Below are 25985 nucleotides of genomic sequence, written 5' to 3' on the forward strand. Positions count from 1 at the left end.
GGAAACGATAGCGCAGTTGACTTGGATTGGTACGAAAGATGGATGCTAAAGAGCCATGCTATACCGATGACGCGTGCTCGTGCCCGAAGGTATTCCTGAACAGGGCGGCTCCTTAAACCACTACAGTAACTAAATCGCCACCGGTCTGTTTATGAATGCAGTCGATAGCCAGCAATAAGGCTAATCATTGGCTTCGGGTATTGGCCTATACGCAAGATCGATGAAATCATTGAGCTTGCGCTGACATTGCTCATGCGCCCCTTCTCGCCTACTGGTTATTTTCGACCACTTTGCGCCTATCCATGTCATCCAGGTCTGTAGTGATTTCATAGGTCATTCTCCGTGTAGGGTATATCGGCGTTGGTTATGGGATTTCCGAGGATGGCATTGACCAGCGACATATCGTGTCCCCCCTTGCGTGGAGCGCCACGTTTTGGCTGATGCTGATCCTTAGGCATGTTGCCTTTTCGAAGATTTCGCTTATGCCCGGTCATTACGTAGCCATCGCCCTTGACCATGTATTCGATGGCTTTCTTGATGCCTATCAGCTTCTTTGCATCAGTCACGTGGACTGAACCAAGGCCGTTGTACTTGTACTCATGCCGACGCACGTAGCAGTTGAAGTAACTGGCCCTTAAGGGGCCGCATCGATTCACCCATGCCTCACCCAGCATCTTACCGAGTGCGTTTGCACTCTGGTGCTTGTGCCCATCCAGGGCGACGAGGAGGTGGTAGTGGATGCCTCGATCGAAGCCACATTCTCGCTTCCAGATCCAACGCTTCACGTCAGAGATGATGCGATCTTCGCTCAATGCCCGTAGATAGCGCTCCATGCATTGTTCAGCCAATCGGGTATCTGCCCACGTATGGTGGGTAGGGCGGATGTACAGGTCCACGCGAAGTACCTCCAGGTTGGCGTACTCTGCGAAGCCCGACGCCATGTACCGGCAGCACGACTCAAGGTCCTTCCGCTCCAGGCGGACACGATTGCTCTCCATACGCCTGAAATGACCAGATCGACCTACGCGGCGCACGAAGCGCACTAGCCAGGTCAACTTGCGCCGCGTCCGTTCGTTGTTTACATCGATGACGTAGCCGTCGCCGCTATATGCTCTCAGTGTCGGCATTGCCTTTTGACAAGCTCGCAGCAACACGGCGATGGATGGATTGAAGCGAACCGTCATGTCACTGGTGTGCGCCAACTCTTCCACCTCAGGGAAAGGTACGACAGTTGAAGAGTACTCGCCTTTATAGCGACTGCTTGGACATGTCAGTTCGATCATGGGTATACCTGACAGGCACAGCGCCCATACGGCTTCACCCAGCGACGTCAGTTCATGCGTCAGGCCGATAACTGTCCCTGACGGGGTGCGCTTCTTGACGACTCTGGTGGCTGCTTCGTTTCTGTGCACGATCCGCCGGGATAGATTCTCCATGCGTTCGAGGCATAGCAAGCAATCGAGCTCATGGGCGACGATGATCCTGTCATCGCCAACGTGGACACAACCCTTGGATGCGCGCTGATAGTTCTTCTCACGCAGCTCAACCTCGCGCTCTATCTCCTGCACCGAGGTGCTTGCAGCGAATGGTTTGGCTAGTGGCTCAATAAGTGTGTTCATGGGCTTCATTTGAAGTGGTGGTAACTGTGGCGGCACGACGTGGTGCATGCCATACACGGATACGTCCGTCTACGCGTGAAGGATTGCCAGGGTGTCATCAGCGGCTCTTGTGACGATAAGGCGACTGGCGCCTGTTTGCGTCATGGCAGACATCGATTGACATCGAGCTATCTACCTGTTTGTTGCCATTGGACTGCTATGGAAGCAGTCGCCCGTCTTCTGATGTGCTTGTTGTACGTAGGAGGTTGCGATGGGTCATCCCAATGCCGCTTCTATCCGACCATTAACTCTCTGTTATAACCATGAGAGTCATCGTGCTATGAGGGCTATGGCCGTAGCGCTATTAGAGCCATTGCTGTGAGAGCTATTATTAGATATATAACCGGAATGCTGGAGGCATGCATAGGCTGGCGTAGGCTGGTCCGCGTCGTGCAACATCACCGCAAATGCTGGCATGTTGGTTTGTTCCATAGGATGTGGACTTAGTGCATTTTTAGTGCAAATAAAATGGTTGGTGGAACATGCGCGATCATGTCAGTGATGTGTCCGATAGCTGGGGGCAATTGCCTGACTGGTGGATGCCACACATCCAGGATGCTAGGGCGTGTGCAGAGTAGTGTTACCGTGCACGTACGCGCCTGTCGGGATGGGGCGGGGCGACGCAATTGCGTGCCGCAAAAAGCCGCTACAGCTGCTACTGTCGCAGCTGTAGCACGGTTTTCAGAGCGTGCTGGCAAATAAGTATCCTGCTTGGGGAATGTCGACAACGGCTGTGTGTCAACGGTTTAGCAGCGCAAGATGGCAGGGTAGCGCTTAGCTACGCTTGCGAGCAGCATATTTTACAGACATGTTCGAGCTGGCCAGATGCGCTATCTTCGTCTGTGCCAGTTAGCTTTGATGGTTGCGGTCGAAGGCGGAAGCTTGGCCTTTTATGCTGGAAAACTTTGAGGCAGCCTGCTGCGCTGTAGGGGTTCAATGGCAGCCAACCTATTGCAGTAATTGACTGCCACTGAGGTGGATCTAGCCGCTCTAGAAGTACTTCTCGGTGAGCACGACGTACTGTGCGCGAGAGGAGTTGCGCGTGTCTTCTCTCAGCATGCCATGCTTGGCCATGATGCCAAGCAAAGGGTCGAGCACATCAACCTTCATGTGCGCATGGCGCTGGATATATGTCTTCGAGATCCACGCGGCATTGTGTCCTTGGCGACGCTCATCCCGGTAGAAGTCCTTGAGCTTTTCGTAAAGGTGGCGGATAGCGACCCGCTGCGATTCGTTGACAATCACGTCCTTGGCTTGATGCAAGTACCATTCAACAACGAGCGCTGCATCGTTCAAGGTTTCCTTGCTGATATGGGTGCTTTGGTCATCCTTGAATATCGTAAAGATGGCTGCAAGGCGTGCAATGATCTTAATGGCTTTTCGAGCGAACGCCTTAATGCCGTGCCACGGACCGTTTTCCTGTCTTAGGTCTTTCAGTGCTCTCTTGATGCGTTTGAACTCTGTAGAGGCTTCGAGATCGAACTCAAGGACCTTTGGTTCGAACAACGCGCCATCGCCGACATCGTCAGGTATGCGAAGCAGCTTGCTGACGAGCGCGTTCAAAGTGTCAACATCGCCCCACGCAGGTTCATAGTCGAGTTCCGGTTCTTCGCCTTCATCCCGGTCGACCGCCACAAGGAAGCGTGCCAGAAATCCGCTGACGCTAGCGTCAAGGGCATACTTTTTGAGCAGGGCAGAGAGACGGCCGGGCTGGATGCCGAGGCAGAGGCACACTAAGGGGGCGGTTATGACGAGGTCCAGATAGTTTCGTTCGTAGACAATTTCTGTCCCGTCGAAAAGCTGATTGACCAAGTCGACATCTTCTGCGATGACGCCGTTTAGGAGTTTAGCGCCCTCTTCGGTGGCCAGTAGCATGGCTTCCTGTCCACCATTTAGAGCTTTGAGGGCTTGGACAACTGAAATGCGGTTCTTTAGGAGGCGTCGTGAGCGGACCTGTTTCGGCTTGCGGCGCACCAGTTCCTTGAGCAGTTTCTCAACTTCGTCGGCTTTTTTGGCGTCTTCAAGATGGGGGCTGCTGGTCAGATCGCGGAGCAACTTCTTTAATCCTGACTTTCTGGCTATCCAAGCTTCCATGTCGGCTTCTTGCTCCATCAGGAGTTCCTGATAGACCGAGTGTGATGCCTTGTCGTAGTCTCGGAAAGGTGGAATGAGGTGCTCATAGACAGGTAACTTACCGGTACCCGGTTCCGATCCGGCGATGAGAAATAGTGCCAAGGTTTCTGCGTTCCATCCTGGTGCGCGGACACGGGCTATCCGCATGGCGGATGCTGCCATGACTGCAAGAATCCAGGCCAGGATTACCGCGTCGGGTGCACCGGTATTCCGCTTGAGTTGGATAAACGCCCGCATAGCCGGATTTGGGAGATGTACGTGCGGGCAGTCCTTCATGTCGGGTGGAGGTGAAATAAGGTCTTCCACTCGTACCTCGACGTGTAGGTGCTGCATGCGCATTACGTTGTTGAAGCCGACCCGAGGCGAGGAATAGCATTTCGTGTCAGCGTTCACAGGGAACCTCAGTAGCATTCTCAGTCGCTACAGTGGCGCTGCTGGCTTTGGCGTCATCCAGTTTGGCCATGAGCTTCTTGAATTTTGCCGGATGGATCTTGAAGCCTGCATCACCCAAAGTTTTGAGGATCTTGGCGATGGAGTGGCCTTGCTCAATGGCCTTGAGGATAGAGGGGTAGAGCTTCTTGAAGTGCTTCGCCTCGATCGTTTCCTGATCGGTCTCCAAGTTATCTAGAGCCCCTATGGCCTTGGTGAACATCTCGCTGCCCGCATCATCTCTGCCGAACAGGTTTGTCTTCGTGTTATCAGCGGCCACGGCTGATCTCCTCGGTAAGCGGGAGGTTCAGGCCATTCGCAACGTTGGAGGCGGCGGTCGTTCCCAGCGAAAAGGCCGCATAATCACGGTTGTACTGGTTGATCTGATACTCGTAGATGTAGTTGCTGTTACCGCGCATGTGAGGCTCAGGGAAGCGAGGGCGTTGAAGCTGAACGCGTTCCTGATCCGCTTTGCGTTGAGCCTTGAGGATTGCGTAGCTGGTGGATCGCGCGTGCCCCATGCGTTGGCACGCAAGCGCGAACGGTACAGGGTGGTAAGGGTCCACAGGGATGGAAGTGACCGGAATCACCATTTCGCGCAAAGCTTCGAATATCGCGCGGCGCTTCAATTTATTGTGGGTCGGCTGCATTACGTCTCTCCAGCAGGGGGCTGCAGTGACTACGCCGAGCTGGATGCATCGAAAACCTGGTGTGAATCACGAGGTATACGGAAGGACCTGAAGACAGGCAAGGCAAGCCACCGGATTGGTGTGGAGCTTGCGCTTAACTCCACAGCCAGACGCAGAAGAGCACGCCGGGGCTTGCAGGTAGGTGATCACTGAGGCGGTTGGCCAGCAGCTCAGCTCGTGCGCGACGAGCGGACGAATACGGGGTCTTCAGGCTCCAACGTATCCGTTATGGTCGACTATACTGAATGAAATGATTGAGATTCAAGAAGGGGCGGCCAGATAACGCACTTGCCAGTGATCGTTTGATAGCTGGCTATCGCCGAGAACAGGGGTGAGACATTTCCGAATAGGTAACTATATCTATGCGGATTGCGACGCGGAGACTTAGCTGGGACTGCAACGCAAGGTGACATGACTGACGGTAACTGATCTCGGGCAACGTTTCCTCGCTTTATAATTGGCTCAATCGTGTGATCCAACTGGCACATTTCATGTCCGACTTTGCCCTCCGGGGCGCTACCAAAGCAAGGTTAACTTTTTGGGTATGAATTTGGGTATGAATTGACTATTTCTGGACATATATTTGTTTTAAATCAATTTGTTGGGTTTATTCGCGGGTCTCCCCTTGGCACCAATCGAAGGCTACGGAAGTCCTGTAAGGGGTCCCGCAGCGAAAACAAGAAACCCGCCGATGGCGGGTTTTTTTGTGCTTGAGGCGAGCTGATGGAATCCGTGCAACCATGAAGCCCTCGGGGCCACGTCGGAGCCGTCATGGCTATTTATGGCCACCACCGTAACTCCCACAGCCGTCATTCCCGCGAAAGCGGGTACGCGGGGAAGGCACATGGATGTGCCTGGCTTTGAGGAGCGAGGAATCCATTTTGCTCTTAGTGATGGATTGCCCGGCATCCACTATTAAAAAAGCGCGTCCCGTTTTCGGGGAAATGGCGGCCACACGTAGGCTGGGATAAAAATCCCAGCAATACGAAACTCAAAAATAGGCAGCTGGAACTATCATTCCAACCTGCTCACTGAGCCATCGACCATGCTTAAGAAACGACTGCCCCCTATCCACCCTGGTGAAGTGCTCCGTGAGGAATTTATGGTGACGCTTGGCTTGTCGGACAATGCGCTGGCGTCAGCTCTCGGCGTTACCGCTGTGCGTATCAACGAGATCGTGCACGAAAAACGTGGTTTTACCGCAGATACGGCGCTACGCCTTTCGCGCTACTTTGGTAATTCACCCGAATTCTGGCTTAATCTCCAGCAGCGCTATGAGCTGGAATGCGCGCGCAGGGAGCTGGGTGAGACGCTCAAAGAAATTCATCCGCGTGCAGCATAGCGCGTAGGCTGGGATGCCAATCCCAGCAATACAAACTCGAAAAGCAGGTCGTGCGTCGCGCAAGAAGATATGCGAGTGAAGCCCGTCACTTGCGCGCGCTCATGAACGAGGAAAAGTATTAGCACAGGGAGGGCGCAGGTACTGACTTTCTCAACCCGTGAAGCGGGTGCGTTCCTTCAGTAAAGAACGACATTGAACATTTCTAAGACGTCTTTGAGTTCCGGGTGCATCAAGATGGGAATCTCGGACTTAACGACTAGTCGGCCGTCCAGTCGATCAAAGAGTGCGTAAGCACGATGAGTATTCAAATGGCGCGAGATGTATGCCAGTCCCACAAGCTTGTCAGGATGCTGATAGATCGCCTGTGACCACAGCTGAGTGGTGTCATAGGGGACCTCGGAGGAGATGTCATTGGTCCCACCCAGCACTTTCAAATGTGCGCCTGTGAGATTTGCGACGTCGAAGTTCTCCTGCCGAAAGCTCATGACGAAACGGTCCGTGACGTCATCGCGGGCAACACGAAATTCACCCCCAACTGGGCTTAGATCGTGAAGGATAGTTTCGGCGAAGGCGGTGGCGAGGCAATCTCCGACGTAGCAAACACCGTATCTCTTGAGAGAGTCGTCAAAGCGATAAGCTTTGTTTTTCCCGAAGTAGGGCTCTGTTTTTGGGCGCCTGCTAATTCTAAAAAGTGAGCGGGCATCGATGCGGTCGGTTTTGATCTGAAGTCTATGGAAGTCCGGTGACGGGGCGGGCAACGGCATGGAACGTCCTTGTTCAACGATCTCGATAGGCGCGCGCAGCGTTGAGCACCTGCTCTTTGGCGCGGTCGTGTAGTGCTTCCAATGGAGTCTTATTTCCCAATGAACCGCGGCGATTGGTAAAGAACAGCCACTTACTCCAGGACGTTTCATCCTTCAAAATTTTTAAGGCCTCGTCCAAACCGAGTTCCCTCAATTCAGAGTCAGCGAGAAAAATGGGGTAGTAAAGCTCCCGCCCTTTGGGTTTGAGGGCAAAATAGCTTCCATTCTGTTTGCCCTTGTTCACCGCTTGGCGACTGATGCCTGCCTTCTTGGCAAATGCATTCGCTGGCAGAACCTGTCCCGACGCCACTAACTCTTGTTTGTCGGCCTCAGAGCGCGCTTGGGCCTTTGCCACTGCGTGCATGTTCTCTAAGAGCTGCGGGTGGTCAGCCGCCTCCACTTCCTCCAGGAATTGGCGCAACCTTCGAACTTCATTGAAAGCGTCACGTTCCAATTTGATGGGAGCGAGGTCATGACCTGTCGCCGCGCGCAACAATGGCTTTCTCAGCGAGTGCGTGGCTTTTTGGACTTTTTTCGTGACTTCTTTGAGTTGCTGGAGCAACTGCAGAATCGTCTCCGCGGGAAGGGTCAGGTTATCCATGGCCGATCTCCTGGCTTGTGAACTTGGGAGTACGATATTTGACATTGTCAAATATGTCAACTTTGTCAATCTTGTCAACTTTTTTGACAAAGGTAAAAAACATAAGAGAGTGAATGGGTTAGGCGGCCTTTCTTGGGCTACGGCCGTTCAGGCGGGCACGTTCCGCATCATGAGAACAAGCCACACCGCCCCCATCGGGCCGTCTGGTTGGTTTGAGGCCAAAACAGCGTCCAAACCAGCCAGCGGGGACCTTCATCAACCGGTGAATCAGGTGCGTTGATGCCGCTTCCTTGGCTGCTTTCGAGAGGCTTCCGTCAAAGTGTCGGGAGCTTTGACCGTGATGCGCTTGGTCAAGACTCCGGTTCGCAGGGCATGGTTTTTTATGCCCAAATTGCCCGCCGCGCCATAGGCCGGAACGCCAATTCCAGCACAGACTACCCGCGATGCCGGGATTGGCCTCACGGCACCGAGCAAGGTGCCGAGCAACTGCTGGTTTCCTTCCACCCTGGCGAAATGCTCCCTGAGGAATTCATGGTGCCGCTAGGCTTGTCGGGTAACGCGCTGGCTTCGGCTCTGGGGGTTACCGCTGCGCGTATCAACGAGATCGTGCAGGAAAAACGTGGCATTACGGCAGATACGGCGCTACGCCTTTCGCGCTACTTTGGCAATTCACCCGAATTCTGGCTTAATCTTCAGCAGCGCTATGAGCTGGAATGCGCGCGTAGGGAGCTGGGCGAGACGCTCAAAGAAATTCATCCGCGTGCAGCTTAGGTACGAAAGTCCACTTCGACTCTTTTTTGTTCTTGATCGCTCATGGTCCATAAGGTCCTGCCTGTTATGAGTATTCTAAGCATCAGCAGTACCACGACGCCATCGGTGAGTGGTCGTTTTGCAGTCCACTATGGCCATTACAGAAAAGAGGTCAATCAATCGCCTCCCACGGTCGTGGCGGACTCCTCGGCAGCGGCTGCGGAGCCTCTGGCTTCAGCTATTGCGGCTGCGTTGACGCAAGTTGGATTGATCTCCAGGCCCAATTCGGTCGGTTCGGAGAACACAGCCACAGCGACCGACTCGTCGTTCGCCTCCCTTCCGTTGCAACAAGCTGCGTCGCAGCAGATACAGCAGTACAGAAGTGTCGCCTCGACGTCTTCTAATCTGGCTCAGGCATTGCGCGCCAGTTCAGGCGATGCATCAAATGGAGCTGGCAACTTAACGACCGTGCTTCAAAGCCTCTGGACGTCACTTGGCTCGTCATCCGACACAGCCTCGGACTCCCCAGGTAGCACAATGCCGAGTTTGCAATCATTTTCGGGAGCGTTGGCGCGCAGCCTCAGTGAAAGTGGCGTCACTGGCCTACGGGGAGTGTTCGTCGACGCAGTGGCATGATGGGTTTCGTTCGTGAATTTGGTACGTTCCTTGGTGTAAAGCGAGCACGTAGGTTTTGCGGTAACTTGGGCGCAATCGTTGGAGTCAGCACCCGTCATCGATTTAACGTTGATGTTTCAAGCTTGTCTGACGAATTTACTCATTGCCTTTGGTGGATATCTGCCCAGATGCCCATGCTGCAAGCGCCTCATCGTCATGCAGAACACTCGCTAGGAACGTGTTCATTTCAAGAAAGTGCGGCGTTTCACCCGGTTGCACCACGTGATGGAACGACTTGCGGACCAGATCGTCGAACGGGTAGGTGAACACCACTTCCTCGCCGGCATTCCGGCCCAGCCGGACACGGTCCTCGCAAGCAGTTATCGAGCATGAGCGGTACGTGCGGCAGTTGATGGGGCGCGCTGCGTAGAGGGTGCACAGGCCCTGTTCGTCCAACAGGCCACATCGCGAACCAGGTCCGGATTGTCCGAGTGAAGGAAGTCGATGGGCGATCTCTGCTTTTTCAGACGCAGAGAGTCCGAGCAGCTCCCTCGCAATAACGGCGGCTTCCTGCACGCTAAGAACGATGCGCATATGGGTACAACACATGGCACATCCGCCATCGTCAGGGCATGCTGGCTTGGGATAACGATGGCTGCCTAGTTCGTCCTTGACGACGGTGTCGGCAAGGTTAAACAGCGCATGGAGCCGATGGGGAAAATCTGTGTTAGGTCCGCTGTCTGCACTGGGTTCAACGACGAGGCGTGCGACGATCCTGCGCGCTCGTTCCTCAAGCAGTGGCCGGTATCGACGCACGCCTTCTTCGGATGCGCATCGCTCCTCAAGTACGTCATTGAGGATCTTTTCTGCGAGTTCATCCGACAGTTCTTTCATAGGCGATGGGGGGCTGACATATATCTTTTCCAATTTTACCTTGGTAGAAGGTGATGGGAAATCGCCATTCCTTCCGTACCATGACAACCACCCGGGGACGGAATGCAATGAGCTATGTTTTTGCAGATCAAGTGGTGGATGTCCCTGGTTCTCGAACCGAAATCTGTTCCCTGTGCGGTCGGTCGCCGTGCCGAGCCTGCTCACCCCCGCTGATACCGCACCTTGAATAACTCGTGATCGTTACATAGGCCCAGCTTGCGAAAGGCCGAATGCTTCTGCGCGCTGATGGTGGTAACAGAGCGGGAGAATTTTTTGGCGATGGCCTTGATGGACATGCCATCGAGTATGCAGCGCAGCACCTCGTGCTCTCGTGTGGATAGCTTGAAGGTGTCCAGCAATTCATCGCCGAGATCTTTGTTAGGCTCGTCAACCTGATGGATGGGGTCGATAGGACGGGCAGGGGCGTTCAGCTGCCGGCTGAAATAGGTCCGGCCCGCGGCTACCGCTCGGATGGCCAGGATCAGTTCGGACTCGTGCTCCGTCTTGCCAATGAAGCCATGGGCACCGGCCCTCTGCGCGACAGCCATCGTCGCGGCGTTGCAGTGGGACGATACGACCAAGATCGGTACACGCGGATGATGCAGGTGCAAGGAGCGTAGCAACTTGGCACCATCGGTCTCCGTCGCCCCCAGGGCGTAGTCCGTCACGATCACGTCGGGCTTGTCTTCCTTTAACGCTTCGAAGAGCTGCCGAGGCGTGCAAAAGCTGCCGGCCACGTCTAGTCCATAGTCGTGCTTAAGCACCAGCTCCATGCCACGGCGTACCAATATGTGGTCTTCGAGCAACATCACGCGCAAGCGCGTCGATAAGGTATCGGACATGGCCTGCTTCCTTTTCAGATGAGTCTGGCGTTCCCTTTTCCTTTTCCGCCGCCCGTATCGTCTGCTTGGTCAAAGTGGCGGGCGATAGCGACTTTCAACGCGGCGAGCGTGCGCTGTATTTCATCCAGCGGAAGCGGCGCATAGCCTCTAGCCGCAAGTTCCAGCCGATCCGCCAGCGCGGCTGCCTGATCCGCATGCAGCACCAATGCCGCACCCTTCGCACGATGCGCAAAATGCACCATCTTGGAGATGTCCTGTCTTGCCAGGGCTCGCTCATACTCCTGGACGTCCACGTCGATGCAGGCGCGGCACCATGGGGGCGGAAGGGGTTCATCCGGCGCTTGACTGGCGGGAGGCGGTAGATCGAGCCATCGCGCGAGGGTGGCATACAGTTCCTCGGGGCGCAGGGGATTGCGCAGGACACCATCCAGCCAGCTGTCCAAGGCGCGACACCAGCTTTCGCCACCTTGCCCCACGACTGCAACGAGGGGAATGTGGGCGCGCCTCGCCAGATTGGCGACGCCCAGGCGTAGCACGGCTTGATAGACGGCTTCGTCCGGTCCCTCCAGGGCCATCAGGATCAGGTCGGGGTCCTTGAAGTCGATGGCATTCAAGGCCGCCTGGCTGTCAGCCACGGGGAGTGGGTCCAGGCCAAGCGCGTTGAGTTCACCGATCAGAACGCGATGCGTTTCAGGGTCATTCGACACCACCAGGATGCGCGCTGGCGCTCGGGGCCGCGCGTTGTACACCGCGGTGGGTTCTCTTACCGCCAAAGGCTTAAACCGCCCCGCTATGCGGGAAGCGTAGGCAATGAGGTTGGGAGATGCGCTCATCACGAGTGCTCCAAGGTGGGTCACGGCGTGCGCACGGCGCGTCCAGCTAGCGGCTCCGTTGGACGATGGGGGCTGCTGGACGACGAGGCCGATGCTATGGCTGCGGGGAGTAGAACCCGCGGACGAATTTCAGCGTGGCAGTTGCTATGTAGGCTGCGCAGGCATAGCCACGCTGTGGCGACCGCCATGGAGGTCGTGATCAGGGCCGCCAAGTAGTCGCCCATGCTGATAAGGAAGTAATCCAGCGTGAGTATCGGCGCGGTGAGACCAGTGAGGATGGCAGCGGAGGCCATGAAAGTGAGTTTAGACATGGGTGCTGCTTGCGTTTGAAAGCCAAGCTGTCCGACCTGCTGTTCCTCCGCTTTGTGGGAGTCGTTGGATAGCTGGAATGCGGCGCCGTTCGTATGTGTCCTTGTCAGGTTCATCGCAACTCCCTGCCTTGTCGTCGGCCACGATTCGGGTCGTCTGTGAGTTTACATCTATTAGATGTAGATAAGTTAAATAAGGAGTAAATTACGTATCGACCTAGTGTGTTACCGCCCTTGAGGTGACACATGCCCAGAAATATCGTCTATCGACCAGAAACTGAGTTCATTGCGGACCTTGTTTACAGGTCGCGCACAAGCCAAAGGCTGTCTCAAGGAGAAGTTGCCGAAAAACTCGGTAGGGCTCAGCAATTTGTGAGCAACGTGGAAACAGGCAAGACTGCCGTTCAGTTTGTGGCGCTGCTCGACTTGTTGCAGGCGCTGAATTATGACCCACATCAGTTTTTAGAAGACTTGCAAGCGCGCATGGGTGGTTCGTCCAAGCGCGCCAAAAAAAGGCGATGAACGTCAAGTCGTTCGCCAGCCTATGATTCGCAACCTTGAGGCGCAATCGAGGACAAGAAACGGTTCCTAACAGCAAAGGGGTTGCGGCTGCGCTCGCCGGGGAGCTGTCAGGTTACATGGAAGGAGGCAAAAAATGGCTAAGCAATACTGGCTTGGGCTCAACGATCGTCGAAGTGCATGGGTCTTTGGCCTTACGCTTTTCGCAGTGACCGCATTAGTTGGACTTTCTGTGGCCAAGCGCTGGGACGTTGCACTCGACTTGGCCGCGCTTGCTTCATTTGCCGGCGGCCACTATTTCACTCGCAGCCGCGGGTTGTCGGTGTTTAGCACGCCTAGGGAGACATATCAGGCGTTTCGTGAGGGACGAGCGCATCGTGCTACCGGTGCAGAAAACGTGCTTTGGTTAATTGGCATAGCTCTTGTTGGTATCTTGATGTACACGTCTTTTATTGCACCATTCACCTAATGACGATCGCTGTGTGTCTTGGAGCCAGTTGGTCAGATCGACGGTCTAAGTCACGCCGAATTCGGCTTGAACCTAGTCCCGTTTCGCTGGTGCTCCTGCATCATTGGTGAACCGGCGGCTGACCGGGGAGGGGCGCCTTCGGGCGCCTTTCTTTATTGAGGTTTCGACGGTTCTTTCAAAAGTGATGGGCGGCTGACATATATCTTTTCCATTTTTACACTTGTAGCAGTTGATGGAAAACTGCCATTCCTTCCGCGGTACGACAACCACCCAGGAACGCGCGATGTGCAACTCCCTCCTCTGCTTGGAGGGTAGGGTTGGGGTAGGGTTGTACGGGCTTGCCGCACCGTTGAAGTTCGCCACGAGGTTGCTTCACCCCACCCCAGCCCTCCCCTACTACACGTAGGGGAGGGAGCAACTACTCGCCAGCTGAAACATGGTGCTAATCAGGTCCAATGTTCGTCATCCGAACCAGGCGTGATCAATAAGGACGACCGTGGACATCCGTGGGGTAGGTGAGCTGTATCTGAATTTGCTCAGGTGACATGCCGCGATTTTGCATGTCCTGGATTTGCTCAGGAGGCACACTTAGCATCCCTGCGCGAATGTTGTCGCCGATTCCCGCATCTTCAAGGAATTTGACTTCCGCTTCATGGTATTCGCGCTGCTTGGCGTAATGCTCGGCAACACCCACTCCGATCGAAGCAACGGTGGCGATACCAAAGCCAATGGGGCCGGCCAGGCCACCCAGTGCCTCAGAGCCCCCGAACACGGACAAGGCGCCGCCTGCCACGCCAGCGACCGAGAAAAGCTCCGTCGCAGTGTCGTTCTTCTGCGCGCCTCCTACCGCGATATCTGCGAAATAGAAAACGTTGAGGACGCCGACGAATTTTTCGGTAGCCTCACCCGCCTCGCTCGTGCCCAACCCCCATTTCCCGAGGTTGCTGTTGCGATCAACCAGGTTGAGCGCCGTGCCAAAGTGTGCCGCATCCTGAGCTGCACCCACCCCGAAAGCCAGCTCGGCGAGCCCGTTCTTGATGCTTGGGTCGTCCATGGTGGCGCCAGTCTGACTGAGCAGGGCGCCTCCCGATATGGCAAGTGCGGCGGTGCGAAACAGTAGGCCTGCGGGGCCGCTGATGAAGCTGAAATCCTTCAGTTCGCTCAGTTCCGCGGTCGCTGCGTTCAGTCCCTGAACGCCCTCGGCCAACCCAGTGTTTTCCGCCGGGGTCGTCAGCGCTGTAATAGCCTTTTGCAGCTTGTCTGTTCCCTCGTCGATATCGGACTTGGGCAGTCCCATGATTCCGGCGACATCCTTCAGGTTCTGAAGCGCCTGGTTGACCTTGGCGATCTGGGCGGGATCGTTGGGATTCTTCAGGTCGGCAAGCGCAGGCAGGATGTTGCGTCCAATGTAAGCCGATCCGACGGCGGCAACAAAGTCCTTGCTCTTGTGGGCAACCTCAAGCATCAGCAGGGCGCCTTCACCAGCCTCCTTGGTTTTGAAGACGCTTGGATCTTGCGTGGCCGCAAACGCAATCGCCTGATGCGTGGTGTCGTCGTCCGTCAGCTTGCCCAAGAAGTCCCGCGAGGGCGCAAGCTGTTTGACGTTATCAGGCACATCCAGCAGAGCGCCGATGTCGCCGCTGAATGCGCGTGTATCGCTCACCAGCTTATCCTTGATGGCAGCAAGCTGATCCTGCCAATCCTTGCTCTTGGATGCGATATACCCGTTGATGGCATTTTGTTTCTGTTCCGGAGTCAGACCCGGGCCGAGATCGTCGATCAATGCCTTGAGTTCTTGTGTTTGCTTGCCATAAGCCTGCATATCTTGCGTAAGCGTTTGCTTCTGCATAGTGATCGTGCCCAGCTTGGCTGCCCCCATCACGTATTTCGCGGCATCGGTTTTTCCTGCGGCCTGCATCTGGCTTGCCACGTCGATGGCAAGCTTCGCATCGCCACCGTCGCTTATGGCATCAGCGAAGGTCCGCGAGGCGACCGTGGGATTGTCCTGCTGCTGGCCTGCGATCGTGCTTGCGATCTGCTGCTTCAGCGATTGGCTTTGTGGGTCGTCACCCAGGGCACCATAGATCGCAGCCAGATTCTTGTACGTATCCTTATCGCTTGCTGCCATAGAGGCGACGCCGCTAGGCGAGGCTGAAGCGACGAGATCATTCGGATCCGCAGGGGTCCACCATTGCTGGATAACTTGTCGGGCAATGTCAGGCGGGACATTCTGAGTCAGATCGGCAAGGTCCTTGGCGCAGTCCGCGGTCGATTCATGCCCTGCTTCTTTGGCGGCATCGCTGATCCAGCCTTGTACACGAGGATCGGCGGCAACGTGATCGATAACATCCTGCGGCTGGCCCTGCAGGTTAGTGCTGAGCCTGGCGAGCTTATCGCTAGCCTTCAATGGGCCGGAGAACGAAGGAATCAGCGCATCGGTTTTCTGTTGCATCTGATAAGCATCGACCGAATTGCCGATGGCTGATTGCGCCACCGCATCACCCTGATGCCGCGCTGCAATGGCATCGCCAGCACTTTTGATGATCTGGTCGGAGGGCGTTTGGAAGTCTGCGGGCACGCCGGCATTGCGACTGGCGATCTGGCCACCGATTTCGTCTTTTATGGCCGCGTCCATGGCCTTCTGAGCCTGATCCACGGCATCGGATTCACTCGTGAAGATATCCTGACGTATCGAGCCGTTGTGTGGTGCGCTGTGAACGGCGTCATCGCGTTGCTTGACCGCCGCATCGTAAGCAGCAATGGCAGCATCGGTTTTCTGTGCAGGTGCCTGCGGTGGTGGCTGCTGATCGCTCGTGGCCGGCGTTGTCGCATTGGGTGGCAAGGTAAGCACGGCGATGTGCGAGAGATCGCTATCCACGCTTATGTTGTTGGTTCGCGCCAGCTCTTCAGGCGTGACGTTGTGGGTAGCGGCAACACTTTGCACTGTGTCGTGCGGTTGCACCGTGTATTGCGAGGGTGACGATGGGGGCTGCGGCGGCACGTACTGTGAAACGGAGTCGGACTCTGCAAGACGCATTGTGAATCTCCAAACCTGCGGACAGTCATGCGCATTTGATGTTGCCCGCCATCCTGGTGCAATAAGGGGTTTCCCTAGGCGGGATCTATCGCAAGGGTATTCAAGGGGCGTATACGCACTAATGGCATCACTGCAAAGGAACATATTGGTACTTAGCAGGTGGACGTCCGCGTAATATCCTTGCCCAACACGGGTTGGAGTAGCTAAACAGCTTAACTATGTCTGGCGCCCCTCTTTGTGCTGTGTCTGCACGCGGCGCTTCATTGCCGGACCTGATTAGCGTCATGTCTCAGCTGGCGAGTACTTGCTCCCTCCCCTACGTGTAGTAGGGGAGGGCTGGGGTGGGGTGAAGCAACCTCGCGGTGAACTCAAACATGGCGGCAAGCTCGTACAACCCCACCCCAACCCTCCCCTGCAAGCAGGGGAGGGAGTTGCATATCGCGTAGCTGAGACATGACGCTAATCAGGTTGCCGGAAGCCGTACTCCCAACTAAAGCTGCGCAATCGGCAACGCGGTGACATCGCCAGGCCAGTGGGTATGAGCAAGTGCATTGTGATGCTTTGCTTCTTTCACGTGCCCGTTGCTTGCTGGCAATCCACCAGGGCTCTCGGACTCGGCGGGTCCAGCGGCCAGTGCGAGAACGCCTGGTTCACCTAATCCTCCGTAGCCATCGGATCGCCTTTGGCTAGCAAGGCAGCGGCGACTCTTATGCGCACGGGATATCACCTGGTTGGGAGATCATTGAACACGCCCCGCCTCGCATCCCGGATATCGGTGGCTTTGCGGTAATCGGCTTCCGCATACAGGCCGCAGCGGGCCATCTGCAAGCAGCGATGTGAATCAGTGCTGCGGATCTCACGTCCCTGCCTTCCGTCCCTGTACAGTTCTACCAACGCCCCTAGTGGCGAACCCTGGAATCCCATGGCCGCACCCATCGCCCCGGTCAATCCGCCCGCCAGCGAGGACAAGGCTCGCGCCCGCCAGTTCCGGGATTTCTTGGTGGATATCCTGGACCCGTTGCTGATCGGGGGGCGTTTGCGCGACGGATTGGCTTGCCGAGGGTCGGTCGAGGCTCTTATCGCACTGCAACGCAACCAAACGCTGGCCGGCCGGCCCTGGGACGAGCGTCATCCGTTTTGGGTGACGCACCAGGGCCTTCAAGATTGGCAGGCTACTACGCTGGCTTGCGCGCGCTCATTCGGCACAGAGTTTGCCGACGGGCATAAGTGGTCTCCCGGTCCGCAGGAATATTTGTTCGTGGGCACCGACCGGCTTGCGCTCGTCGGTCTGGAGGCTCGCTGTAAGGACCTCCGCGGCCGACTGGAGCTGTGACAGCTTCAGCATCCGGCCGTGTTGAACAGCTTTAGATCGGCACTTCCAGAATGGCCTTGATCGTCCACTTGTCCGTACCGTCGTTCAAACCGCGGCCGATTCCGAGATTGAACGGAATAAGCCCCTTGGTTACGTCCACAGCCGCGAACAACATCTGGCTTTGTTTGCGCGCCGGATCGAATTTTCCAATGCGGCCGAAATCGTTGTAATACTCGACACCCAGCGCTGTGCCGCTCCACACCGTTCTTGCAACTTTCAATGCTGGTGCGAAATCCGACTGGCTGTTGCCATAGCGTGGGCGAAAGGTGGCGTCGACGACGGGGTTGAAAGCAATCAGCCATAAAGGGCTGCGGTAGCCGATGATGGGGCGCAACTCGACGGCGGGGCGGCCTTGTTCGAGCCGTTGGTTAACCGCAGAAATTTCCATATTCAAACCAAAGAAAGGTCCTGAGCCGCCTTCGGCAGGGCGGATGGGTATCCACTTGAGCCGAAGGCGCGGGCCGGCAAAATAGTTGGTGCCGGCGGCATCGTGCAGAAACGGCAGGTAAAGCCCGGCTTCCAGCGTATCGGTGATGCCATAAGACCATTCCATCGTGGTGCGAAAGCCACGATCGGGTGGAATTTCCCCCGGATAGTCCGGTACCGATCGACCTTCGAGCGTGGAATTCAAATGCAGCTCCAAGCCCAGCTGCCCTCGATGATTGATGCTGTCGTCGTAGACCTGGATTTCATCGGTAAGGTCAGCATGCGCCGGGGCAGAGGCGAGCAGTACCATCAAGGACAGCAGCCCCCAAGACAAGTGGCGCATTTGCGATAGCTTGCGTTTGGACATGATTCGCTCTTTTGCGTTGCTCAGCTCAATGGGGTGTTGTCGCCACCTCGCGCCAAGGCGCGCTGGTAGGCAGGACGGGCGTGAATGCGCTCAAGAAAGGCTCGTATCGAGGGATGTTCGCCTGCACCCGCTCGCGCTACTGCGGATTCCACCGGAAAGCTCATCTGAATATCGGCAGCGGTGAACTCTTTGCCGGCAAACCAACCGGTGTGTTTGAGTTCCTCAGCGATGTAACCGAAGTGCAGGGCGAGCTGAGGATCGATGAAACCGTCCTGTAATGAATTGGCAATCTTCCGGGTGACGAATTTCATGAAGAAGGGCACCGGAGCCTTGGCGATTCTTCCGGCGACCAGTTTGAGCAACAGCGGCGGCATCGCAGAACCCTCGGAATAGTGCATCCAATAGCGATAACGCCAATGCTCTGGCGTACCCGCTGGCGGAACGAATCGGCCTTCGCCATAACGCTCTACCAGATACTCAAGAATGGCGCCCGATTCTGCCAGGGTATGAGGTCCATCTGTCACCACGGGGGATTTGCCAAGAGGGTGAATAGCGCGTAGCTCTTGCGGCGCAAGCAGCGTTTTCGGGTTGCGCTGGTAGCGCGCGATTTCGTAATCGACTCCCAGCTCTTCAAGCATCCAAAGCACCCGTTGCGAGCGGGAGTTGTTGAGATGGTGGACGGTCAGCATGGTTTTATCCCTGGCAAAATCGTTATTGTTTCCACTGGAAACATCGTGATAGTATGGCTCCATGTTTCCACTGTCAACATTGAGCGATTGAGCCAGTGACCCGCACTTCGAAACCCGGCAAGCGGGCGGCCTATCACCACGGCGATCTGAAAAGCGCGCTGCGCGCTGCCGCCACCACCTTGATAGCAGAGCGTGGTGTCGAAACAGTGAGCTTGCGCGAAATCGCGCAGATCGCGGGTGTCAGCCACACCGCCGCCTATCGGCACTACGCCGACAAGGAGGCCGTAATGGCCGATCTTGCCGAAGTCGGCTTTCGCGAACTGAATGCGACGATGTGTGATGCCGTTGCCTCTGCAACGGGAGGTGTCGCCCTGAAGTTGCAGTCCGCTGGCGGCGCCTACGTGCGTTTCGGCGTTGAACAGCCGCATCTTTTACAGCTGATGTTCGGTGCGGCGATCGCGGATTGGCAGCGCTATCCCGATCTTGTTGCTTCCAGTGAAGCGTTATATGCGACGCTTACCGAAATCATCCGGGCGGGTCAGGAAGAGGGCAAGTTCCGTGCGGGCGATCCCGCAGAGCTTGCCTTGGCGGCCTGGTCTTTGGTGCACGGCTTGGCGCTGTTGATCTGCGGAAGGCGCGTTACCGGCTCCGATGATGCTTCATTCGTCGAACGTGCATCGCAACGCGTCACCGCGCTGCTGATCGAAGGCTTAACCCATCAATAGTCGGCAACTCTCAGGAGACATCAGGTCGTGAATCGCGGTGTAAATCAGGAAGCAGTGATGATCAATGCCTTCGGGCAGCCCATCGGCACACCCGTATCTGACTGGACTGCTCGCGCAGAACCACCCCATACGCCACTAAGCGGTCACTTTTGCCGCTTAGAGCCCGTCGATGTCGATCGCCACATGGAGGGGCTGTATGGCGCCTACAGCAGTGCAGCCGACGGGCGCGATTGGACCTATATGAGTGCCGGCCCGTTCGCCGATGCGGCAAGCTTCCGCAGTCACCTGGCCAAGGCCGCGGCAAGCCGCGATCCGCTTCACTACGCCATCATTGATCTGGCCACGAATGAGCCGGTGGGCATGTTGGCCCTGATGCGTATCGATCGCGGCAACGGCGTCATCGAAATCGGCCACGTGGCTTACTCACCGCTGCTCAGGCGGACATCCGCGGCGACTGAAGCGATGTTCCTGCTATTGCGTCACGTCTTTGACGATCTTGGCTACCGAAGGTGCGAATGGAAGTGCGATCACTTGAACGCGCCATCTCGTGCTGCCGCGCTGCGCTATGGTTTCCAGTACGAAGGCATCTTCAGGCAGGCCGTGGTGTATAAGGGGCGCACTCGCGACACCGCCTGGTTTGCGATGATCGACCTTGACTGGCCAACCATTCGAGCGGGATTCGAACGATGGCTGGCCCCTGAAAATTTCGACGCTGACGGTGTTCAACGCCTGAGCTTGGCTAATTGGATTGCCGCTCAGCGCGCTCCGACGGAACAACGGTCTGGCGATCCTGCGCAAGGCGAGTGAATCGCACCTTCAGCCGCTCCCTGGGTTTCAACACCAGGTTCACCTCGGGAGCGGGCAGGGCCGTAGCCTGATCCAACGCGAAATCGTGGTTGCGGACCAGCCTTGCCGCGATCAACGCCATCTCAACGGTGGCGAACTGCTGGCCAAGACAGAAATGCGGACCAATGCCGAATGGCATGAACGCGCTGCGTGGCAAGACCGGTGCGCCCGGCATGAAACGCTCGGGGCGGAATGCATCGGGCTCCGGGAACCAGCGCGGGTCATGGTGCAGGCTCCAGATCGGGATCAGGACGAGCGCACCCTTGGCAATCACCTGACCGTCAATCGGCACGTCGCGAAGTGCGCGGCGCGAAAATGTCGCTGTCGATGGCGGGTAAAGGCGCATCGCCTCCTTGATCGTGGCATTAAGCAGCCGTGCCTCCATGATGGTCTTCACCGCCGAAGCACGGTCTTCGGGCAAGCCGCGCAATTCATCGCGTACGCGAGCGGCGATCTCCGGATGCATGGCCATCAATCCTATCCACCAGGTCAGCGCCGTGGCCGATGTATCATGCCCGGCACCGAACAGGCCGACGCAGTTGTCGAGAATTTCCTGGTCGCTCAAGCCTGCATCCGGCGCTGTCGCTTGTTCATCGCGCGCCGCCAGCATCAGTCCAAGGATGTCCTCTCCGGCTTCCGCGCCGGCGCTCATTGCTTGCCGGCGCGCTTCGATGCGCGCGCGAATCAGGTCGCGGACCAGCGCCGTGCTCCGCTCCTTTTCTGCGCGTCCGGGATAGGGTAGCCATGGAACCGCCCGTACCGGCCAAAACAGCTCGCGCATCAATTGTTTCGACAATGAGCGGATGGCTTGGGAAACAGCGGCGGCTTCCTCGCGCTGATAGTGGTAGGAAAACAGCGCTCTCAGGATGACGTCCATGGTGATGAGGGTGGTCAGCGCGTCCACGTCAATGATGGCGTTTGCGCCGACCTCCTGTGGCAACTCCTGGCTGGCACACTCGTCCGCGGCCGCTGCCATCAACTTCGCACAAGCTTCGATTCGCTTGGGTGCGAAGGCAGGGGTGAGTATTCGACGCTGTCGCTCCCACACCGCGCCTTCGGTGGTGATCACGTTCGCGCCATGCACCGACTGGAGAATATCCAGTGGACGCTGGTCTTTCTCGAAGTCCTCCTGATGCTCCACCAAAACCTGGCGCGCCGCTTCCGGGCGGAACAGGTAGTAGATATGTGTCGAAAGCACCTTCACGCTCGCGATGTCGCCGTGCTGCTTATGCAGGCTTTGGGCAAGAGCCAGCGGGTCGCGACGAATGGCTTGCAGCAGCGGCAGGCCGAATGGCCATGGCCGGATGGGTGATTGTGGCGACGTCATCGGCTTCTCCTCTTGCCTTTTTTGCTTGCTTGGGTGCGTTCGGGTGTGCTTGTCGATTTGTCGGCAGCCGCGCCATCCATCAGCAGCGTGAACGACTGCAGGAACTCATCGGTGAGGTCTGCTTCAGGGTGGACAAGCCAGTAGGTGACCGCGGCGTAAAGCAGATATTGCAACGACCAGGCCAGTTTCTCGGCCGTAATGGTCCGGGAGATTTCGCCGCTTTGCTGTCCGGCGCGAAACATCGCGGCCAGGATGTCCATGCTCAATTTGGCGCCGGTTTCCTTGCGCGCGTCGTCTGCCCCGTACTCCACAATGCTATGCAGATAACGCAGGTAGTGCGGCAGATAAACCCGCTTCGATGCATGCCACGCGGCGGATTCGCGCAGCAGGAACTCCATCCGCGATACAAAGGTATGGTGAGCCGCCAATTGATCGGCGCGCGCGGCCATGCCCTCGGCGATTTCGTCCATCAAACGGTGGGCAACCAGCGCTTCTTTCACCGGGAAGTAGCTGTATAGCGTGGCCTTCGCAACGTCAGCCTTGGCCGTAATCTGCTCCATCGTGACGGCTTCGTAGCCAAATGCCTCGAACAGTTCAAAGGCGGTCGCCGCGAGGTGGGAGGCCGTCTGCTGGCGCTTTCGCTGCCTGCGGCCCGAGGACTTGGGAGTGGGTTTGGAGCCGGTCATTCGGTTAGCCATAACTAGACGATGGATAAAATCATACGTCGTATGGTTTTTGGCTGTCAAAGGGGCTAGATAAGAGATGCCTCCCATGCGGCATACGTGTCCAATAAGTCATTGAAAATTAGATACTTATATCTTCGGTGCAAGATCTTTTCGGGTTGAAATTGTTAGATTTTTGGTCTATTTTTCTAACAAAAGGACACCTCATGACCACTACCCAAGCCATTCGAGAGCGGATTACCCATCAGCCGGCGGGAGAGGCGTTTACTCCTGCATTGTTTGCAGGATTAGGGTCGCGTGCGTCCATCGACATGGCGCTCATGCGACAGCTCAAAGCAGGTGTGATCGAGCGAATAGGGCGCGGCGTGTATGTCGTCCCTAAGACCAATCGCTTTGGCATGAAGTCCATGCCGCCTGCGGAACAGGTGGCAGCAGTGGTTGCAAAATCAGAGGGCGCCATCATTGGAGTGCATGGTGCTGAAGCTGCACGTCGTTTCGGTTTTACGACGCAAATGCCGACGCAGTCGGTGTTTTACACTACGGGTTCGTCGCGCAAGATCCGCTACGGAAAACTGATGATTCGTCTTCAGCGCGTTGCTCCACGGAAGTTGCTGCTGGCCGATCAGCCCGCTGGCCTGGCGCTGTCTGCTTTGTGGTATTTAGGGCGCCATCAAGTAACGGCTGCTACATTCGAACGTATCTCAAAAAGACTTTCGGCTGCTGAGTTTGAGGCACTCAAGGGCATCAAGTCCTCGATGCCTGCATGGATGGCTGAGGCGTTGAATCAATACGAACAAGGAGAGGTTGCATGGTTAACCCGAAGGAAAGCTACTTCGACCTGATAGCCGAAGAACAATCCGAAATTTTGAATTCCGCCGAAAGACAGTTCCAAGTTGATTGATCACACCCAAAAACGATACAAACAAATAAACCTGGGACCAATATCAGGCCATAAGGATCCCAGCATGTTGCTGACCATGAGCATAGTTCGAACCTTTGAGGTACAGCGGACCTCCGGAACGAAGACCGTGGGCAGGGTAGTGTAACCCCATGGCTGTTCAGCCCAGTTCAGATGAATGGCTTGGGGTAGATGCGCCGGTCACATACGCATGATTCCTGCACGGTGCACCGGTTGGAGATCGGTGTGCCACACCCGATCAGCAGCCACAATCCTACGCAACTGTCCATAAGGTTGGCCAAACCCATATTCATCGTCTCGTAAACACCGAGGACGTCACGGCAACCTAGGCATCGGACTTTTACCAAACCAGTCAGAGTTAGATTTTTGGCTGTTAAAGCCCCTCAGTTTGCTTGACCGCCTAATGGTTTGTAGGGGAATAGCTCACTCCTTCCCATTAGGTGATCAAAAGATACCTACGAGGCTTATGGTCCTAGTGCCATTGCGCGGAATCGGCCTTTGAAGCTTTCATTGCATAAAGCCACTTCGGCTGATTTATGCCATGGCGGAAAGCCATGAAGGCCATTACTCATGCGAATTGCTTCGTCAAATCTTTTGTCGCCTATACCACGATTGGGCATGATGTTTGTTTTGATTTGCTCCGTGGCTTCGCCCAAAACACAGGCTTATCAGCAAGACGGGGAGTCTGTGAACGCGGATGGCAGCTACACGGTCTGTCACGAAATTCCGGTTCCGCCAAACTATGCATTGGTCGGTATCAAGCCAGTTGGCCAATGCAGTAATAATCTGGCGTTTACGGTCGCGCCGGCCAGGGACAATCTCAGGGTTTGCAATTTAAGCGAAACGGCTGGTGGTGCGCCGGTCAGGATGCCTTTTCCCACAGATTACATTGTCAAAGCCATTGAGCATGTTGAGTACACTCAAAGCAAATGTGGCGGTGCTACAGCTGTTTACGTAATTCAGCAGGTCGCTGAGGGTGTTACTGCCTGTAACGGTTCGCACATCCCCAATAGCTGGTCCTACATTCGGTCGGCGCCATCTTATGGTTCCTGTGAGTGGATGGACAGAAACGAACTTCATCGGGCCGCGGATGGGTTGCGGATTTGCACCCTGTCTCCCTATCCAGCTTCATTTGTGATTGGTTCTGTTGAATCAGTTGCGGTTTGCGGTCTGCAAGAGCAATACGTGCTACGCACCGTATCGGATGGCGTAAAGGCATGTGGGCCATCGAAAATTCCTGCCGAATATGTGGTCACGGGCGTGGATCGATCAGGTTGGTGCGGTCGATACGCAACGCTGACTTTACGTTCCGCCTATGACGGAGTCGTTGTATGTCCGCAGTCGCCGATTCCAAGTCGCTACGTGATCGAAGCGACGGTGCCCTACATCGGTTGCGAGAATTGGGCGACTGCATATCGACTGAGGTATGTGCTTTGATCTACAAGGAGTTTGAGGTATGAAAAGTCTAAAGAGGGTAGGCGTTGTAAGAACGCTTTATGTATTTTTTTGGACATTGACGCTGGCAATCGTCATTGGTATGCCGCATTCAGTAATTGCATCGGACACCGAAAATAATGTGTCGATCAACACCATTTGCCGAGACTGGCCTATGCCGACAGGCTATGTCATTGTCAGCGTAAGGTATAGCCAATCATGCCTCGGAACAGGACAAGGTATTGAATATTCGGTGAGTCCGGCTTCGGAGGGAATGACGGTCTGTAACAACCTTTCGATACCCGCACCTTACGTGATCACGACCATGGCGCCATCTAGTAAATGCGCTGGTCTTTTCGAAGAGGGGGTTATCAGGACGGTCGCAAATGGAATGTCGGTTTGTGGCAACGGCTTTTCGCCGATCCCGGAAGGCTACATAGTCACTGCTGTCTCCAGTAGTGACAGACTGACTTGTCATGGCGTACCGATTTATCGTGTCTCAACTGTGGTTAACGGAGCTGCCATATGCAACGTCTCTCCAAAGCCTGCCGGTTACGTGATCAGTCGAGTCATCAGTAACGGCCAGTGCCTTGGTTCCAATGCGTATGTATTGCAAATTGTTTCAGAAGGTGTGATCGGCTGCAGCTTTTCCCCGTTGCCAGGCGGCTATGTCGTGACGGCAGGTCAACAAACTAATAGCTGCACTGATGGCGGCTTGAGAGGGGACTATTGGACGTTCAATCAGCCATTCAATGGCATCAATGTCTGCCCATTTTCACCGATACCTGCGGGCTATTACATAACAGGGCAGGTGCCAAGGGCCAATTGTTTCGGTGCGAACTTTGGATTTATCCTAAAAAGGCTGTAGTTAGATTGACGTGCGCAGCTGGCGATAGAAAATTTTGATCCAAATCGTACCAGGGAGAGGTTCAATGTCTCGTTATCTATTGTTTGCCCTGTTGCTTGCGAGCATTGCGGTCCACGCAGAGACCTCGCTGCGCATCGGTAGCAAAGTACTGACGTTGGGCGACAGTGCGGCAAAGGTGCAGCAGTTGATGGGGGAACCCACAGTGCGCACCTTTCTGCAGGCGCCAACAGGTGCTATGCCCAACAATCAGTTGGCGTCTGGCGAGCAGTGGCAATACACGCAAGGTAACAAGACCATTGTCATAACGATTGTCAACGGTAGAGTTACCAACTTCGAAACGCTTTATGATTGATTATTTGCAGATGGCT

The 25985-nt window shown here is 55.9% G+C and carries 27 protein-coding genes; 12 read left to right on the forward strand and 15 right to left on the reverse strand.

Going from position 1 to position 25985, the window contains the following annotated elements; genetic code table 11:
* Positions 1-326 precede the first annotated feature (326 nt).
* From QQJ96_RS04175 to QQJ96_RS04190, 4 genes are all read right to left on the reverse strand, one after another.
* Positions 327-1619 (reverse strand): YagK/YfjJ domain-containing protein, encoded by a 1293-nt coding sequence (locus QQJ96_RS04175; protein WP_284330679.1) that lies wholly within the window; start codon positions 1617-1619, stop codon positions 327-329.
* Between the two features lie 1029 nt (positions 1620-2648).
* Positions 2649-4202, reverse strand: coding sequence for a DUF3987 domain-containing protein (locus QQJ96_RS04180; RefSeq protein ID WP_345782680.1), 1554 nt, complete (start codon positions 4200-4202; stop codon positions 2649-2651).
* A complete protein-coding gene (locus tag QQJ96_RS04185) occupies positions 4174-4500 on the reverse strand; it encodes a hypothetical protein (RefSeq protein WP_284330680.1) in 327 nt (108 codons plus the stop codon). The genes QQJ96_RS04180 and QQJ96_RS04185 overlap by 29 nt, the downstream gene beginning before the upstream one ends.
* A complete protein-coding gene (locus tag QQJ96_RS04190; RefSeq protein WP_284330681.1) occupies positions 4490-4870 on the reverse strand; it encodes a hypothetical protein in 381 nt (126 codons plus the stop codon). Before QQJ96_RS04190 ends, QQJ96_RS04185 begins: the two co-directional genes overlap by 11 nt.
* 1084 nt (positions 4871-5954) lie before the next feature.
* Between QQJ96_RS04190 and QQJ96_RS04195 the strand changes: the two genes are divergently transcribed.
* Positions 5955-6251: a HigA family addiction module antitoxin gene (locus QQJ96_RS04195; protein ID WP_284330682.1), complete on the forward strand. Its 297-nt coding sequence runs from the start codon at positions 5955-5957 to the stop codon at positions 6249-6251.
* Positions 6252-6427: 176 nt separating this feature from the next.
* On the opposite strand, the gene QQJ96_RS04200 is transcribed toward QQJ96_RS04195, so the two are convergent.
* Positions 6428-7015: an RES family NAD+ phosphorylase gene (locus tag QQJ96_RS04200; RefSeq protein WP_284330683.1), complete on the reverse strand. Its 588-nt coding sequence runs from the start codon at positions 7013-7015 to the stop codon at positions 6428-6430.
* Positions 7016-7028: 13 nt separating this feature from the next.
* Entirely contained in the window at positions 7029-7655 is a 627-nt protein-coding gene (locus QQJ96_RS04205; RefSeq protein WP_284330684.1) for a hypothetical protein, read from the reverse strand.
* Between QQJ96_RS04205 and QQJ96_RS04210 the strand changes: the two genes are divergently transcribed.
* Both QQJ96_RS04210 and QQJ96_RS04215 read left to right on the forward strand, forming a co-directional pair.
* Positions 7654-7935 (forward strand): hypothetical protein, encoded by a 282-nt coding sequence (locus QQJ96_RS04210; protein WP_284330685.1) that lies wholly within the window; start codon positions 7654-7656, stop codon positions 7933-7935. The genes QQJ96_RS04205 and QQJ96_RS04210 overlap by 2 nt on opposite strands.
* 206 nt (positions 7936-8141) lie before the next feature.
* Entirely contained in the window at positions 8142-8426 is a 285-nt protein-coding gene (locus QQJ96_RS04215; RefSeq protein WP_284330771.1) for a HigA family addiction module antitoxin, read from the forward strand.
* 750 nt (positions 8427-9176) lie between these two features.
* On the opposite strand, the gene QQJ96_RS04220 is transcribed toward QQJ96_RS04215, so the two are convergent.
* From QQJ96_RS04220 to QQJ96_RS04235, 4 genes are all read right to left on the reverse strand, one after another.
* Positions 9177-9914, reverse strand: coding sequence for a YkgJ family cysteine cluster protein (locus tag QQJ96_RS04220; RefSeq protein ID WP_284330686.1), 738 nt, complete (start codon positions 9912-9914; stop codon positions 9177-9179).
* Positions 9915-10114: 200 nt separating this feature from the next.
* Positions 10115-10795 (reverse strand): response regulator transcription factor, encoded by a 681-nt coding sequence (locus tag QQJ96_RS04225; RefSeq protein WP_284330687.1) that lies wholly within the window; start codon positions 10793-10795, stop codon positions 10115-10117.
* 14 nt (positions 10796-10809) lie between these two features.
* Positions 10810-11628, reverse strand: a complete 819-nt coding sequence (locus QQJ96_RS04230) for an Hpt domain-containing response regulator (RefSeq protein WP_284330688.1) — start codon at positions 11626-11628, stop codon at positions 10810-10812.
* A gap of 20 nt (positions 11629-11648) precedes the next feature.
* On the reverse strand, positions 11649-11939 hold the full coding sequence (locus QQJ96_RS04235; RefSeq protein ID WP_284330689.1) for a hypothetical protein: 291 nt from the start codon (positions 11937-11939) through the stop codon (positions 11649-11651).
* A gap of 243 nt (positions 11940-12182) precedes the next feature.
* Between QQJ96_RS04235 and QQJ96_RS04240 the strand changes: the two genes are divergently transcribed.
* Both QQJ96_RS04240 and QQJ96_RS04245 read left to right on the forward strand, forming a co-directional pair.
* On the forward strand, positions 12183-12458 hold the full coding sequence (locus tag QQJ96_RS04240) for a helix-turn-helix domain-containing protein (RefSeq protein WP_284330690.1): 276 nt from the start codon (positions 12183-12185) through the stop codon (positions 12456-12458).
* 133 nt (positions 12459-12591) lie between these two features.
* A complete protein-coding gene (locus QQJ96_RS04245; RefSeq protein ID WP_284330691.1) occupies positions 12592-12924 on the forward strand; it encodes a hypothetical protein in 333 nt (110 codons plus the stop codon).
* A 481-nt stretch (positions 12925-13405) separates the two neighbouring features.
* Here the strand turns inward: QQJ96_RS04245 and QQJ96_RS04250 are convergent, their stop codons facing one another.
* Positions 13406-15886, reverse strand: coding sequence for a hypothetical protein (locus QQJ96_RS04250; RefSeq protein WP_284330692.1), 2481 nt, complete (start codon positions 15884-15886; stop codon positions 13406-13408).
* 997 nt (positions 15887-16883) lie between these two features.
* On the opposite strand from QQJ96_RS04250, the gene QQJ96_RS04255 reads away from it, so the two are divergent.
* A complete protein-coding gene (locus QQJ96_RS04255) occupies positions 16884-17294 on the forward strand; it encodes a hypothetical protein (protein WP_284330693.1) in 411 nt (136 codons plus the stop codon).
* 31 nt (positions 17295-17325) lie between these two features.
* Here QQJ96_RS04255 and QQJ96_RS04260 read toward each other — a convergent pair whose 3' ends face one another.
* Together QQJ96_RS04260 and QQJ96_RS04265 are read right to left on the reverse strand one after the other, a co-directional pair.
* On the reverse strand, positions 17326-18126 hold the full coding sequence (locus QQJ96_RS04260; protein ID WP_284330694.1) for a hypothetical protein: 801 nt from the start codon (positions 18124-18126) through the stop codon (positions 17326-17328).
* Positions 18127-18146: 20 nt separating this feature from the next.
* Entirely contained in the window at positions 18147-18815 is a 669-nt protein-coding gene (locus QQJ96_RS04265) for a glutathione S-transferase (protein WP_284330695.1), read from the reverse strand.
* Positions 18816-18910: 95 nt separating this feature from the next.
* On the opposite strand from QQJ96_RS04265, the gene QQJ96_RS04270 reads away from it, so the two are divergent.
* Together QQJ96_RS04270 and QQJ96_RS04275 are read left to right on the forward strand one after the other, a co-directional pair.
* Positions 18911-19540, forward strand: coding sequence for a TetR/AcrR family transcriptional regulator (locus tag QQJ96_RS04270; protein ID WP_284330696.1), 630 nt, complete (start codon positions 18911-18913; stop codon positions 19538-19540).
* A 27-nt stretch (positions 19541-19567) separates the two neighbouring features.
* Positions 19568-20347, forward strand: a complete 780-nt coding sequence (locus QQJ96_RS04275) for a GNAT family N-acetyltransferase (RefSeq protein ID WP_284330697.1) — start codon at positions 19568-19570, stop codon at positions 20345-20347.
* On the opposite strand, the gene QQJ96_RS04280 is transcribed toward QQJ96_RS04275, so the two are convergent.
* Together QQJ96_RS04280 and QQJ96_RS04285 are read right to left on the reverse strand one after the other, a co-directional pair.
* Positions 20280-21713: a cytochrome P450 gene (locus tag QQJ96_RS04280; RefSeq protein WP_284330698.1), complete on the reverse strand. Its 1434-nt coding sequence runs from the start codon at positions 21711-21713 to the stop codon at positions 20280-20282. The genes QQJ96_RS04275 and QQJ96_RS04280 overlap by 68 nt on opposite strands.
* Positions 21710-22399, reverse strand: a complete 690-nt coding sequence (locus QQJ96_RS04285; RefSeq protein WP_284330699.1) for a TetR/AcrR family transcriptional regulator — start codon at positions 22397-22399, stop codon at positions 21710-21712. Before QQJ96_RS04285 ends, QQJ96_RS04280 begins: the two co-directional genes overlap by 4 nt.
* Positions 22400-22602: 203 nt before the next feature.
* On the opposite strand from QQJ96_RS04285, the gene QQJ96_RS04290 reads away from it, so the two are divergent.
* The 4 genes from QQJ96_RS04290 to QQJ96_RS04305 all read left to right on the forward strand — a co-directional run bounded on the left by QQJ96_RS04290 (position 22603) and on the right by QQJ96_RS04305 (position 25969).
* Positions 22603-23238 (forward strand): DUF6088 family protein, encoded by a 636-nt coding sequence (locus QQJ96_RS04290; protein WP_284330700.1) that lies wholly within the window; start codon positions 22603-22605, stop codon positions 23236-23238.
* Positions 23239-23933: 695 nt separating this feature from the next.
* Positions 23934-24752, forward strand: a complete 819-nt coding sequence (locus tag QQJ96_RS04295) for a hypothetical protein (RefSeq protein ID WP_284330701.1) — start codon at positions 23934-23936, stop codon at positions 24750-24752.
* A 19-nt stretch (positions 24753-24771) separates the two neighbouring features.
* Positions 24772-25617 carry a hypothetical protein gene (locus tag QQJ96_RS04300; protein WP_284330702.1) on the forward strand — a complete coding sequence of 282 codons (846 nt, stop codon included), beginning with the start codon at positions 24772-24774 and terminating at the stop codon, positions 25615-25617.
* Positions 25618-25681: 64 nt separating this feature from the next.
* Positions 25682-25969 (forward strand): DUF2845 domain-containing protein, encoded by a 288-nt coding sequence (locus QQJ96_RS04305; protein WP_284330703.1) that lies wholly within the window; start codon positions 25682-25684, stop codon positions 25967-25969.
* Positions 25970-25985: the final 16 nt, after the last annotated feature.

The organism is Dyella flagellata, from assembly GCF_030160275.1.
GTDB lineage: Bacteria > Pseudomonadota > Gammaproteobacteria > Xanthomonadales > Rhodanobacteraceae > Dyella_B > Dyella_B flagellata.

What these genes read in the sequence shown, in the direction of transcription:
- QQJ96_RS04175 (WP_284330679.1), bottom strand. Translation starts at nt 1,619, where the DNA reads ATGAACACACTTATTGAGCCACTAGCCAAACCATTCGCTGCAAGCACC.
- QQJ96_RS04180 (WP_345782680.1), bottom strand. Translation starts at nt 4,202, where the DNA reads ATGCTACTGAGGTTCCCTGTGAACGCTGACACGAAATGCTATTCCTCG.
- QQJ96_RS04190 (WP_284330681.1), bottom strand. Translation starts at nt 4,870, where the DNA reads ATGCAGCCGACCCACAATAAATTGAAGCGCCGCGCGATATTCGAAGCT.
- QQJ96_RS04195 (WP_284330682.1), top strand. Translation starts at nt 5,955, where the DNA reads ATGCTTAAGAAACGACTGCCCCCTATCCACCCTGGTGAAGTGCTCCGT.
- QQJ96_RS04200 (WP_284330683.1), bottom strand. Translation starts at nt 7,015, where the DNA reads ATGCCGTTGCCCGCCCCGTCACCGGACTTCCATAGACTTCAGATCAAA.
- QQJ96_RS04210 (WP_284330685.1), top strand. Translation starts at nt 7,654, where the DNA reads ATGGCCGATCTCCTGGCTTGTGAACTTGGGAGTACGATATTTGACATT.
- QQJ96_RS04205 (WP_284330684.1), bottom strand. Translation starts at nt 7,655, where the DNA reads ATGGATAACCTGACCCTTCCCGCGGAGACGATTCTGCAGTTGCTCCAG.
- QQJ96_RS04220 (WP_284330686.1), bottom strand. Translation starts at nt 9,914, where the DNA reads ATGAAAGAACTGTCGGATGAACTCGCAGAAAAGATCCTCAATGACGTA.
- QQJ96_RS04225 (WP_284330687.1), bottom strand. Translation starts at nt 10,795, where the DNA reads ATGTCCGATACCTTATCGACGCGCTTGCGCGTGATGTTGCTCGAAGAC.
- QQJ96_RS04230 (WP_284330688.1), bottom strand. Translation starts at nt 11,628, where the DNA reads ATGAGCGCATCTCCCAACCTCATTGCCTACGCTTCCCGCATAGCGGGG.
- QQJ96_RS04235 (WP_284330689.1), bottom strand. Translation starts at nt 11,939, where the DNA reads ATGTCTAAACTCACTTTCATGGCCTCCGCTGCCATCCTCACTGGTCTC.
- QQJ96_RS04240 (WP_284330690.1), top strand. Translation starts at nt 12,183, where the DNA reads ATGCCCAGAAATATCGTCTATCGACCAGAAACTGAGTTCATTGCGGAC.
- QQJ96_RS04245 (WP_284330691.1), top strand. Translation starts at nt 12,592, where the DNA reads ATGGCTAAGCAATACTGGCTTGGGCTCAACGATCGTCGAAGTGCATGG.
- QQJ96_RS04255 (WP_284330693.1), top strand. Translation starts at nt 16,884, where the DNA reads ATGGCCGCACCCATCGCCCCGGTCAATCCGCCCGCCAGCGAGGACAAG.
- QQJ96_RS04260 (WP_284330694.1), bottom strand. Translation starts at nt 18,126, where the DNA reads ATGTCCAAACGCAAGCTATCGCAAATGCGCCACTTGTCTTGGGGGCTG.
- QQJ96_RS04265 (WP_284330695.1), bottom strand. Translation starts at nt 18,815, where the DNA reads ATGCTGACCGTCCACCATCTCAACAACTCCCGCTCGCAACGGGTGCTT.
- QQJ96_RS04280 (WP_284330698.1), bottom strand. Translation starts at nt 21,713, where the DNA reads ATGACGTCGCCACAATCACCCATCCGGCCATGGCCATTCGGCCTGCCG.
- QQJ96_RS04285 (WP_284330699.1), bottom strand. Translation starts at nt 22,399, where the DNA reads ATGACCGGCTCCAAACCCACTCCCAAGTCCTCGGGCCGCAGGCAGCGA.
- QQJ96_RS04290 (WP_284330700.1), top strand. Translation starts at nt 22,603, where the DNA reads ATGACCACTACCCAAGCCATTCGAGAGCGGATTACCCATCAGCCGGCG.
- QQJ96_RS04295 (WP_284330701.1), top strand. Translation starts at nt 23,934, where the DNA reads ATGATGTTTGTTTTGATTTGCTCCGTGGCTTCGCCCAAAACACAGGCT.
- QQJ96_RS04300 (WP_284330702.1), top strand. Translation starts at nt 24,772, where the DNA reads ATGAAAAGTCTAAAGAGGGTAGGCGTTGTAAGAACGCTTTATGTATTT.
- QQJ96_RS04305 (WP_284330703.1), top strand. Translation starts at nt 25,682, where the DNA reads ATGTCTCGTTATCTATTGTTTGCCCTGTTGCTTGCGAGCATTGCGGTC.